Raw genomic sequence first — 13,487 nt, forward strand, 5'->3', positions numbered from 1 at the left:
CTTGAATACCACAGGCATCGTTTGAACCTCCATCGATATCTATCGGTTGAATAGAAGCCAAGCCTAAATGATCTAACTGTATCGTTATATCCTGACAAATTGCTACCGGTGGTACAGAATCCACCACGGTAACCTTAGCTTGACAACTGGATTGGTTTCCATTGTTATCCGTAACGGTTAAGGTAACCGTATTCGCTCCAACATCACCACAGCCAAACTGTGATTTGTCAATAGCTAAGCCATGAATACCACAGGCATCGTTTGAACCTCCATCAATATCTATCGGTTGGATAGATGCCAATCCTAAATGATCTAACTGTATCGTTACATCCTGACAAAGTGCTACCGGTGGTACAGAATCCACCACCGTAACTGTCGCTTGACAACTAGCTTGGTTTCCATTGTTATCCGTAACCGTTAGTGTCACCGTATTCGCTCCAACATCGCTACATCCGAACTGTGATTTATCGATCGCTAAGCCTTGAATACCACAGGCATCGTTTGAGCCGCCATCTATGTCAGCTGCAACTATGGAAGCTGCTCCGTTCGCATCTAATTGAATCGTAATGTCTTTACATACAGCCACTGGTGCTACTGAATCGACTACTGTTACCGTCGCTTGACAGCTAGACTGATTTCCATTGTTATCCGTTACCGTAAGCGTAACGGTATTCGCTCCAACATCGCTACATCCGAACTGTGATTTATCGATAGCCAGACCCTGGATACCACAAGCATCATTGGATCCGCCATCTACGTCTGCTGCAACAATGGAAGCTGCTCCGTTCGCATCTAACTGAATTGTGATGTCTTTACATACAGCCACTGGTGCTACTGAATCGACTACCGTCACCGTCGCTTGACAGCTAGACTGGTTTCCATTGTTATCCGTAACCGTTAGTGTCACCGTATTCGATCCTACATCGCTACATCCAAACTGGAATTTGTCGATTGCCAGACCCTGGATACCACAAGCATCATTAGATCCGCCATCAATATCTGCTGCAACTATGGAAGCTGCTCCGTTCGCATCTAATTGAATTGTGATGTCTTTACATAAAGCCACTGGTGCTACAGAATCGACTACTGTTACCGTCGCTTGACAGCTAGACTGATTTCCGTTGTTATCCGTTACCGTAAGCGTAACCGTATTCGGTCCAACATCGCCACAACCAAACTGTGATTTGTCGATAGCCAGACCCTGGATACCACAAGCATCATTTGATCCGCCATCTATGTCAGCTGCAACTATGGAAGCTGCTCCATTCGCATCTAATTGAATCGTAATGTCTTTACATAAAGCCACTGGTGCTACAGAATCGACTACTGTTACCGTCGCTTGACAGCTAGACTGATTTCCATTGTTATCCGTTACCGTAAGCGTAACGGTATTCGCTCCAACATCACTACATCCGAACTGTGATTTGTCGATAGCTAAGCCATGAATACCACAGGCATCGTTTGAACCTCCATCAATATCTATCGGTTGAATAGAAGCCAAGCCTAAATGGTCTAACTGTATCGTAATATCCTGGCAAATAGCCACCGGTGGTACAGAATCCACCACCGTAACCGTCGCCTGACAGCTAGATTGGTTTCCATTGTTATCCGTAACGGTTAAGGTAACCGTATTCGCTCCTACATCACTACAACCAAACTGTGATTTATCGATCGCTAAGCCTTGAATACCACAAGCATCGTTTGAGCCGCCGTCGATATCTGATGCAACTATTGAAGCAGCTCCGTTAGCATCTAATTGAATCGTAATGTCTTTACATACAGCCACCGGAGGAACGGAATCTACCACGGTAACCGTTGCTTGACAGCTAGACTGGTTTCCGTTGTTATCCGTAACGGTTAAGGTAACCGTATTCGCTCCTACATCACTACAACCAAACTGTGATTTATCGATCGCTAAGCCCTGTATACCACAAGCGTCAATTGATCCGCCATCTACGTCTGCTGCAACTATGGAGGCTGCTCCGTTCGCATCTAATTGAATCGTTATGTCTTTACATAAAGCCACTGGTGCTACAGAATCGACTACCGTCACTGTCGCTTGACAGCTGGATTGGTTTCCGTTGTTATCCGTTACCGTAAGCGTAACGGTATTCGCTCCAACATCACTACATCCGAACTGGGATTTGTCGATAGCCAGACCCTGGATACCACAAGCATCATTGGATCCGCCATCTACGTCTGCTGCAACTATGGAAGCTGCTCCGTTCGCATCTAATTGAATCGTTATGTCTTTACATACCGCTATCGGATCTACATTATCCTTAATTGTTACTGTTGCTTGGCATTGATCGGTTTCACTAGATGGGTCAGTAACTTTTAGCGTCACCACATGAGTACCAATTGGGTATGGACCTGGATTAAGCACTTGAATGGTGAAATTATCACCATCTGGATCGTAGGAGCCTCCATCTATATCATTATATGTTACAATAGCCTGACAGTTACTATCTGTTCCAAGCAGTGCATTTTGACAAACCGCAACTGGAGGTTGATTACATTGATATGAAACTACATTGGTTTGTGCTTGTATAATACAATTATTGGAGTCGGTTAAAATTAAAGTAACCGTATAAGTTCCTTCATTTGAGTAACTATGAGAAGGACTGGATGCACTTGAACTGCCACCGTCTCCAAAATTCCAAGCATAGCTGTATGGAGTCACCCCACCGGAGGCAGAAGATGAAAAGTGCATTGCCGAGTCGCCTAAACAAAAGGTGTCTTTTGCTGAAATATTAAGACTCAGCGCTGCGGGCTCGGATATGGTAAAATCTACATTAACCGTGCAACCGAGTGAGTCACTAACAACATAGGTATAATCACCTGGACATAACCCGGAAGTAGGTTGGGAATTTGATCCAGCCGAAACCTTCCAATTGTCCGTCATATTACCTGGCGAATCGTGAATTGCTAATCCAACACTTAAATTGGATTCCGTAGAATAATTACTGGTATAGTAGGTTACGAAGTTGGCAGCACCCGCCTTTCGCACACGATAAATTGCACCACTCGCTTTAAGCTCAATTTCGCATTCATACCATGTATTTTTAGTATAGCCGCCTGGAATTTGACCTTCGAACCAAATTCTATGCGACCCATCTTCGTAAACTCCCAAATTATTATGAGCGAAGTAAATAGAGTGCGGTAGATTAAAATATCTATTTCCATTCGAATTATCTGGGCTGTACCAACCTATCATGGTGTGTCCACCTTTATGGTAATAGCTAAAGCTAAAGATTTTACCAGGCTCTCTTGAAAAGTTTTGTTGTGTAAAGAAGTACTTATTCCAGCCACCTCCATGACTAAAAACAAGTTCATTATTCTGTTGCGAATAGGTTCCGTAGGGATCTTTCACATACGCACTAGTATTTAAGTTTGAACCGGTAAAATCATCCTCAAATTCGGAGGGTGAGCTTAATTGATAAGGAGCTTTCCCTCCCGAAAAACTAAATGCAACTTCACCATCACAATCTCCATTACATTTCACATCATTCACCACTGCGGTTGCGGTTAACTCAGGGTAAATCTCAATACTTTGAGCCCCCGTTTGTTCGCATCCCGTTGCATCTGTTCCGGTTACCTGCACCTGATAGCTTCCTTCATCTGAGTAGACGTTGGAAATTTCTTTACCAGTACCTGTATTTCCATCTCCAAAATCCCATGCATAGCTGTAATTAGCGCCAAGATAATTTTCATTGCTTGCAGCAACCCAGTCATCTCCAGGAACCATGTTTGTTAAAACAGCATCACTAATTAATGCTTGAATAGAACGAGTGGTAGTTCCAGAATTTTCACTAAAAGGAAAATAAGCTACAAGACCTGATTCGGATCCAGAGAGGGTTTCTTGAAATTCACTAGCAATTTCTGTTGCACTTTTTTGTTTATTCCAAATTCTTACCTCGTCAATAACTCCATCGAAATAATTGCAATTGCATCCATACCCTTGCTTCCCTATAAAAAGGCTATTCTGGTCTCCAGCATAGGTAGGTGCATTGGTAAAGGTTTTAGTCCCATCGGCTTGCCCGTTAATGTAGAAGGTCGCTTGACCATTGCTATAATCATAACTAACCGCCACATGGGTCCATTGATTTGTTGAAAAAGTTGAATTAGAGTATTGCCATTGCCCACCACTTGAAGTGTTTCCAAGGTAAAGAGCAAGTCTATTAGACTGATATTGGAAAATATATACATCTGGATTAGTTCCTCCAGAACCGTGTCCTTTTGAAAAAATAGTTCTGCTTCCTCCACTATGTGGATAAATCCATGCTTCGAGAGTAAAATCACCTGAAGGCACGTTGAGAACCGCATCATGGGGAACCTCGAGGTAATCATCTCCCCCATCGAAATCCAGTGCTGATGTGAAACCACCAGCAGATGCTGTAAATTGAATGCTATCTCCACCACAAGCCTCAATTTCGCTTTCAATATTTATTGAAAATGGGTCTTGCTCATTTACTGCAATTGCTCCGTTGGCCACACAGCCGTTTTCGTCAGAAACCGCCACGCTATACTTCCCTCTTCCTAATCCAGAAACAGTAGCCAAAGTATCTCCAGTACTCCACAGATACTCGTATTGAATAGAATCGGCATGGACTGCTGTTACGGAAATTGTACCATCGTTTTCTCCATTACAAACAGCATCGCCCTGCAGCGCAATCTCGAACCCAAAATTGCTCGGTGCGGAAATAACAACTGTATCACTGGCCTGACAACCATTGCTATCTGTAACCGCTACGAAATAAGTTCCTGGTACCAAGCCCGAAATAGAATCTGTGGTTTCAAGTGTTGACCACTCGAACTCTAAAGGAAGTTTACCTCCTGTTACCTGCGCCTTGGCATTACCGTTGTTTGGGTTGGGACAAGTCGCATTATTAGCAATGATCTCTACTTCTAAGACGGGAGCCTGAGTAAAACTCCAGCCCGTATTCCCTCCTTGGTCTGTAGAGTTTTCAGCAACAAAAGGTGAGTTGGCCCCAATGGCAGTAATATTTTTAATACTATTAAAAGCTACATTGGCCTCATTAAGAACCAAAAAGGCTGCAGACGTGCCATAAGAAGAAAGACTGGTAACCTGGCTACAGGTTCCTAAAGAATTAAGAGTGCCTATACTATCTACTGAATTGGCTCCTACGGTAAACGCCACGTTAGATCCGGAACCGACATTAAGGGTTGATATTTTGTTTGGACCTCCAAAAATGATGTAGTTACCATCGTTATTTTCAATACTAACCTTCTTAATGGAATAAAGTCCCTTACCTGTAAAGCCGGCATAATAATCTGGACTTAAGATGATATGCGCCGAATCGGCATCTATAGGAAGGTTGCTTAAATCGGATTCCGAGTAGCTGCTTTTTAGGGTTATCTCAGATTCTCCCCAATCTATTGCTCCACCATTGGCATCGCTTTGAATTATCAAGGCGCCCAATCCTAAATCAAAATCATCGGAATTAAAAAAACCTCTCTTTATCAACATTTGATTAGAAGCATCAAAGCGATTGGTAAGATTCCAGGTACCTGCTGGTGAAATCCCTCCTGGCCCCTCAAAATGAGCAATTTGCAGATCGTGACCGGCTGCATTTATTTTATGTTCTCCAGTAGTGCCTTTAAACACCCATTTAAAGGTAGAATCTATGGTCATGCTCGCCGTTAAGGTTAAGCTACCATGGATATCTATTGCCTTACCGTTCATTTTGAAGGTGGGATGATAGAACGCACTAAGCCAATCCATGTCGAACACTTCCGGGGCGACTACATCGATATTTACAACTTGATTTGCTGAGCTAAACGAATTGGCATCGAAATAAACATTATCAAATTTTGAAGGGGGAACTAGATGTTTCTGAGTTCCTCCCGAACTATTTGCCCAGTGCGTAGTATCACTCCAATCTCCAGATCCACCTACCCAGTAATAACCGTCGCACGATTGAAAATTCCATCCTGTATTATTCCCCAGATCTTGACTAGATGCACCGGCATTGAAGGTGGCTGTACCATCTGCATTAATATCCTTAAGCCAGATGAAATCCATACAAATCAAACCATCTTCTTTATACAAAGTACCTTGACTTCCCGCCGTGGTGCTTTGTAAAAAGGCCGGGGCTCCCCCGGTTCCGAGCAACGTAAAATCTTCTACTGTTTGAGTTTTTCCCGATCCAATAAACAGTCGCGTTGCCTGCCCTGCACCAGCGAAGTTTCCAAAACTATTATCCTCATTAAGGTAAATATACGGTCCAGCTGTTCCAGGAGAAAGAACCGTAAAAGAACCGAAATCATTGCTCCCATTTACATTGATATTCGTAGTAGTACTTACGTTGTTATTGTTAACCTCTATTGCAAATGAATTGTACTTTCCATTGCCATTTATATGGATTTGGCGCTGGGCACTGGGTTTAAAAACCACATCACCAAACTCATTATTATCGTGAATTTGTGTTTGGTAATTATTTCCACTGTTATTAGAAATAAAAGTAACATCGTCATAAGTATGGCCACCTCCATAGAAATAGGCATGGCTATTATTAATATCATCAATTACAATCTCAGAATTCGCCGAATTAATAGAAAAATTAGCACCTCCAACGCGCCACCATTCTTCAACATTTACTGTACTTCCAGAAATATCTATACTTCGAACATCATTGTAATTCGAGTAAAATTGGTGACTAAAGTGTGTGAACTGCCCGTTCACAACCAAATGTCCTCTTTGGAAATGGGTGGTGTAGCCGTATCTATGGCTGTAATCGAATGGACTTTGTAAAGTCCATGTAGCGGTTGGGCCTCCATAAAAATGGGTATGGTAGTCGAATCCCACCCCATTCATATCAATTTCGTGATTACCGCTGCTGGCATAAAACCGAGTCCAGTGATGGTGAGCCCAATTAACGCTCACGTCCACCTTAATAGAACCAAATAAATGCAACTCCCCACCGTGATTGTAATTACACGCATCATTAAGAACCATATCCCCATACACTTGCAAGGTTCTGTTTCCATTGAAATTGGGATTTTCAGTTGTTCCATTTACAATGAAGTTCTTACACTGCTTGGTGTTTCCTGTATAAAAAGTCACCGTGTTATCACCGGGGCTGAATGAGTTGGCATCAAAAATTACATTATCCTTTGCCTGTGGAATCACACACCCTGTTGGACTTCCTCCGGAGGTAAAAGACCAATGATTAACGTCGTCCCAATCTCCAGATCCACCTACCCAATACAGATTATAATTTGGAACGGGATTAATATTCCAACCTGTAACAGTTCCTGTTACGGTGGCATTCTGAGCATTAAATATCGCTCCACCTGTTGCAGCGTGGTTGGTTAATTTTATGTAGTTCGCGTTTACTGTAAAGCCAGTATCTATGTTTAAAACTGAGCTGGTACTAGAACCATATATTTCAGATTCGTTGGTACAGCTATTGGCGGGAATTAAGGCCTTGGCATTTACCGTATGCCCGTTGGGAATTTCCATTCTTACCCCATCTATGCGGATCGTATCGGCATTTAGGTTGTAGGCAAACCACCTCCAGGAGTAGAGGTGCCCATTACTTTTCATGGATATATTTTTCCATGTTCTTCCACTCTGGGTGTACACATATGTATGCGCTCCCCCCGCCTCTACATTCAGATTACCATAGGTATCTGATAAGTTACTTCCCCCATTAAAATGAAGCTGTCTATGTGTATTAGAGCCCTGGGCCATAAATACATCTACATCCCCGAGGCTTTGATATTCGAGAAACCAAATCTGTCGCCATCCATGGTGGGGATAATCCATATCCATATCAAAGTTACCCCAGGCCTTATGATTTCCCCGGAATCTAAAATCCTCATATTGCGGACTTTTGAAAATCACAAGGGGTTTATTTTGGGTTACGGAGGTGGAACTCGTGTTACTGTAAAACTCTAGCCCTCGTCTCACAATGATGGTATCGGTACTATTGAAATCAAAATTGCATATACCACTAGTCCACGCATATAATTGATATCCAAACTGATACTTGTTTCCTAGGAAATCGAAATTACCGCGATACACCTGGAAATTGTAATCGATATGGTGAACCATATTATCAAGAAAGGTCCATTTTGGAGAAGAGGTATTGTTGTTTCCTGGGTTGTTGAAATACATGTGCCCAAGGAAATTTTCAAAACCGTTAAACTTCAGCGTGTTATTGGTGCTATCGGAATAGAAATAAATATTGTTGCTATGGTTCCAAACCAAGTTTGGATTAAACCTTAAAGACCCACGAATAGTTAAGTTGCTATTTTGATTGAATTGCATGGCACCATCAATCAACAAACTACCATTAATGATTAAATTTTGATTTCCAGTTAATACTGGATTTCCCAATACGCCACTGGTCCAAATCATGGTTCCTACTTGTTCGTTTTGCTGATCGATATTTACAACTCCTCCCGTTGATGGAAAAGAATTGTGATCAAATATTACGGTGTCTAGTAGGGATGGTGGGCAAACTTGTGGACTTCCACCCGAGCTTAGCGACCAATGCGCTGCATCGCTAAAGTCTCCGGATCCACCTACCCAATACAGTTTATTTATGCTAAAACTACCTAGGTTAAACCCAGACACATTTCCTAAGTCCGCTGTATTGGTTGCTACAAAAGCATTTCCACCAACTCCATTAAGATCCTTTAAGTAGGCATAATCCACCTGAAATTTCGCCCCAGCCACCATGGAAAGTGTAGCGGCATTGCCACTCGAATTCCCCTGTATTGAAAGCGGTTTATCACACTGACCAATGGCAATAAGCGAGTCTGTAATGATTTTGGTTTGGCCCGAGGCGAAATAAAGCTCGTGTCCCGCTGGGATAACAATGCTTTTTACCGTTCCGTAATACAAGTACGACTTTGTAACTATGTTGGAAAGGGCGTTATAATCGCCCATGGTTCTTGCATTAAAAACTACATGAGGTGTATACGAGGTGTTAGTTGTGGTGGAAATAAATTCTACGGGTCCAAAAAGTGCGTTCTGATTGCTTTGAGAAAGTCTTTGATTTCCCCAAAACTCGAATGTAGATTTCCCGAGTATGGTATCCTGATAGTTAATGTAAAAAGTGTGGGAAGAACTGCTGTGTCGCATCTTAGAACTCAGACCGCCGTATGTATTCACCCCTCCATAAAAATAATTGTGGTCGGCTATGTTATTATCAAAGCTAACTACTGTGTTTGAGGCGGTTACCTTGGAACTATTACTTGGATACACCTCCCATCTACGATCTACAAATACCGAATCCGTTCCGGTTAAATCAAGATGATAATTGTACGCAGTACCGTTAACCCAACCGTGTAGTCGCCATCCGAAATATATTTGATGTCCATTCGATTTCAGCGTACCATTGAAAAACTGGGTTTCATGCCCATTCGCTGTTTTAAATTCATCTGCCAGTGTCCACAATCCTCCCTTACCATCAAAACGAACATGGCTACGCATTTGATGCCCAGCCATATCTATAACATTGTTAGAATCTACCGCTTGAAAAGAAGTCCAATTATAATGATCCCACTGTACATCTGGATTTAAAATTAATGACCCATAGAGATACAGCCAACCGGTTTGGTTGTAGATCATATCTCCATCAATTTTAAGGTCTTGGTTTACAGTAAGGTTGAATGAACCGTTAATTCTTGGATTACCTACCACCCCTGATTTCCAATGCATTGTAGCTACCTCGGCATGTAGGTTTACCGTTACGGTTTGCCCTGCAGCGGAAAAGGAATTAGCGTCGAAAATGGCATTATCATTAGCTTGAGGATAACAGGTTCCATTTGGAGTTCCTCCACTACTGGTTGCCCAATGGTTTGGATCACTCCAGTTTCCGCTGCCTCCTACCCAATACAAATCGGTGGTTGATGAGTTTTGGAAGGTCCAATTACTATTACCACCTAAATCGACCGAACTATTCGCAACAAAAGAAGCCCCTCCAATACCATTTAGGTTTCTCAGCTTACACTGATCCACCTGACTTGTACCCGAAGCCATTGAAATATTTGCAATTCCATTGGAATTACTGGCAATTAAAGGAACGCTTGTACACCCACCTTGCCAATTTATGGACCCAATAGATTGCGTTCTGTTTTGTTCGAGATAAACCTCTTTAAATCCAGGCTCTATATTAAAGGTGCCTATGCTGTTGTTCTGATATAAATAGCACAAGGTTCTAACAACCCCGGCTGGATTTTTTAGGGTTAGGGTATTGATTGTTTTCCCATTATAGAAATTTGCATCCCCGTAATAATTGCCGGTTCCGTTATAAATCCACTCCAATTCTACATCGTTGAAAGTGGTGTTTGAACCCTCGAATCGAATTCTTTGTTGAGATCCAAACTTGGCTTTAAAATCGTTGTAGGTATTGTTATTTCTTACGTAAAAGGTATGCCCCGTATTGTTAGTTGGCCAATTCACAAATACGTCGTGATAAGGTTTATTACCCCCATCGAAGTAAAAATGATCATGCACATTGGCATTAAAATACAATACAGAACTCCCCATATCTATGGTGGAAGCTGTTCCTGTGTGCAACCGCCACCTGCGATCTACTTCAACCGTATCGCTTCCAGTGAAATCTAAATGAAAGTCGGCGTCTGAGTAAATTCCATACAAGCGCCATCCAAAATCTACCCTTTTACCTCCAGAATTAAATACCCCATGATGCACAAAAGTCTCGTAGCTAACTTCAAGTTTATCTTGTAGGGTCCACTCTCCCGTACCACGTAGGTACAAGCGATATAGTTTTACCCCGTTGGTTTTTATGGTATTTCCGTTTCCAGCACCGTCTAAGTATAAAAAATTGGCCTGCCAGGTAATGTTGGCAATGTCCATGGATCCCTTTAGGAAAACATCATTTGGATCAAAGGACTGGGGACCTGTGGTTGGATTGATTATCAAATCGCCATCCACGTGTAGATTACCATTACCTATCCACCGTACAACTCCGTTAATGTTAAGATTTACACCCACAGTGGTAATCTTATTGTTGGTATGGAAATACGGATTAAGACTCCCGAGAGTAGATGACCATGTCATGTTCGCACAAAAGGCATCAACATCTAGTGTAACCTGTTGATTAGGTGCACTGAAGGAGTTCCCATCGAAATGCACATTATCATTCGGGCTAGGCACCTGATTATGAAATACCGATCCACCCGAGGAAGTAGCCCAATGGTTCGCGAAATCCGACCAATTTCCAGAGCCGTTCACCCAATAGTAATCGACCCCAAAAAGAGAAGAGGGAATTATGAAAAAGATGAAAATTGAAATCGCCTTCCAGTAATTGGATAAGCGAGCCCACTGTGAAATTGAAACCACCATAACGCTACGTATTTTGGGTAATACCTATTTACAGGCTGCGGGTAAAAAACAACTGCTTTATTACTCCAACCTTTAATTTTTTTCTGTATCTGTTGTAGTTAGCGCTCCAGAGGATTTCCCCCGGCTGGTATGCCCTTACTATTATGGTTCCTTGGGTAGGGTCTATTTGTAAATCAATTCCAGGTTCAGAAATCAAATCATTTGAATCTCCATAAACAGAGTATGGTGGAGCTGAAATAGGAAAATCATGTTTGTTTTCTGCCGCCGTGTAATTTGCTACATGTGCATCTAGGGTTGCGGTGGCAGCATCTAGCTGATTTCTGGTTGAGAAAAGTTCTCCCTTACCCGATAGCAATAGAGAATCCATTGGGTTAGAACTTAAATTGGGATATGGATAACTAATTTCTTTGTTGGAACAAACCTGTAGAGGATAGAAATCTGAGGAAAATTGAAATGCCCGAGAAGGTAAATAGTCGTCGATGACGAATGTTAAACTAACCCCTTCAACCCGAAAAGGAGAACTTGGGGTCATCCCATCCAAGGTCGACTGCCATACGGCGATGTATCCTCCGGGTATTTTGGCTAAATCAACATCACCAGAGTATTTCACTCTTTTGTAGCAGGGGAGGCTGGCTATTTGATCGCATTCAGCTGGATTTGCCAAGTTTACGGTTTCCTCAAACTCCTTGATAAGCTCCACATCCACCTTCGGATATCCTACCGACTCAAAAACAGCACAACCCATTTTCTCGAGAGATACAGGCTGTCCGCAGGGTACAATTAATTCCAGAGAAATCTTGTGACTTTTAATTTCTCCCTCAGTGGCCCACAAAACTGCACTTGACCAGTGCTGTTCGGTTTCGGAATTGTCAACATTGCTAGGTACCACATTTTGCTGAGCCAATAAGGAACTCAAACAGCAAAACGCAAGAAAGAGAAAGCGTACAACACAAGATGTTGCCAGCTGAATGGATTTTGTGAGGAACTTACAACCCATAATCACTAAAGTTTTTAATTGTTACGGGTGCTTCAACGACTGGAGTAGGAAATAAAGAACCTAACTAAATGCTTATGAGCGTTTGTGGATTAAGTATTTTCATTTAAAGACTTGTAACTACCATTGATAGAACAAAACTGAGTGAAACCTCTCCGTAAAAACCCATTTATTTGAATGGTATGCATTATTTAGTACAATCAAACACAGGTTCAAGCTAGGCCAAGCCCGTCATTCTTAAAAAATTGTTAAACAAGGTCACCGCAGTTTATGCCCATAATCATTTGTGTTACATCTTCGATGAAGGGTAAAAAATCTCAGATAAGGGATTAGTTGAATGACTCAGAACTAATGGTTCTAAAAAGGGTTTATCTAGCAATGCTGACAAATATATTTCTACGAGCCTTTGTTTTTTACCTATACTCACTACTCATGATTTTTGATTTTACTCATGCAAAAACAAGCCAAAACTGGTATCCCCTAAACGACACCGTCATGGGCGGAGTAAGCTCCAGTTCTGTTAAATACACAGAAGGAGATGGAATGCGATTCTCTGGATTTGTCTCAACTGAAAATAATGGTGGGTTTTGCATGATAAAATCTCCTGGAGTTAACATAGACTGCGAAGCAAAAAGCCACATAGTTTGTTACTTGAAAGGAGACGGGAAGCAATATCAGATTCGAATAAAGTCCAACCCGCAACAACCATATTCTTACGTCTTAAATTTTAAAACTTCTGGGAATTGGGAACGGCTAGCATTCCCACTAGAAAAATTCGAAGCTCAATTTCGAGGTAGAGTTTTGGATATGCCCAACTTTAATGCTCCAACAATAACAGAGGTAGCCATTTTAATTGGGAATAAGAAAAATGAGAAATTCCAATTGGACATAAAATGGATGGGAATAGAGTAAACTACCCACCCTTTTTAAAGGTAACTATCCACCTGTTGTAGGCTACGGCATAAATCAGTCCACCAAAGATCCACCCCAAAATGTGCAAAACACAATTCAAAGGGGTCTCGAACCTACCATCTAGATATCCCAGTATGGTATTTCCTCCCCCCACAACAATAAAAAAACCAACTCCCTGAGCTAGGCCTTCTTTGTGGAAAACCGGTAAAGACTTCCCTTGTTTACGCATGAATACAA

At 41.9% G+C, this 13,487-nt stretch carries 4 protein-coding genes; 1 reads left to right on the forward strand and 3 read right to left on the reverse strand.

What is annotated here, in order from left to right; all coding sequences use genetic code 11:
• Both FRX97_RS03505 and FRX97_RS03510 read right to left on the reverse strand, forming a co-directional pair.
• Positions 1-11,344, reverse strand: an 11,344-nt coding sequence (locus FRX97_RS03505) for a LamG-like jellyroll fold domain-containing protein (protein WP_147013460.1), incomplete at its 3' end; no start/stop codon positions are given.
• Positions 11,345-11,372: 28 nt separating this feature from the next.
• Complete coding sequence (locus FRX97_RS03510) at positions 11,373-12,341, reverse strand: hypothetical protein (protein ID WP_170227007.1); 969 nt, start codon at positions 12,339-12,341, stop codon at positions 11,373-11,375.
• 429 nt (positions 12,342-12,770) lie between these two features.
• Between FRX97_RS03510 and FRX97_RS03515 the strand changes: the two genes are divergently transcribed.
• Positions 12,771-13,250: a CIA30 family protein gene (locus tag FRX97_RS03515; RefSeq protein WP_170227008.1), complete on the forward strand. Its 480-nt coding sequence runs from the start codon at positions 12,771-12,773 to the stop codon at positions 13,248-13,250.
• Between the two features lies 1 nt (position 13,251).
• On the opposite strand, the gene FRX97_RS03520 is transcribed toward FRX97_RS03515, so the two are convergent.
• Positions 13,252-13,479, reverse strand: coding sequence for a hypothetical protein (locus FRX97_RS03520; protein ID WP_147013467.1), 228 nt, complete (start codon positions 13,477-13,479; stop codon positions 13,252-13,254).
• Positions 13,480-13,487 lie beyond the last annotated feature (8 nt).

Origin of the sequence: Luteibaculum oceani (assembly GCF_007995015.1) — a bacterium.
Lineage (GTDB): Bacteria > Bacteroidota > Bacteroidia > Flavobacteriales_D > Luteibaculaceae > Luteibaculum > Luteibaculum oceani.

What these genes read in the sequence shown, in the direction of transcription:
- FRX97_RS03510 (WP_170227007.1), bottom strand. Translation starts at nt 12,341, where the DNA reads ATGGGTTGTAAGTTCCTCACAAAATCCATTCAGCTGGCAACATCTTGT.
- FRX97_RS03520 (WP_147013467.1), bottom strand. Translation starts at nt 13,479, where the DNA reads ATGCGTAAACAAGGGAAGTCTTTACCGGTTTTCCACAAAGAAGGCCTA.
- FRX97_RS03515 (WP_170227008.1), top strand. Translation starts at nt 12,771, where the DNA reads ATGATTTTTGATTTTACTCATGCAAAAACAAGCCAAAACTGGTATCCC.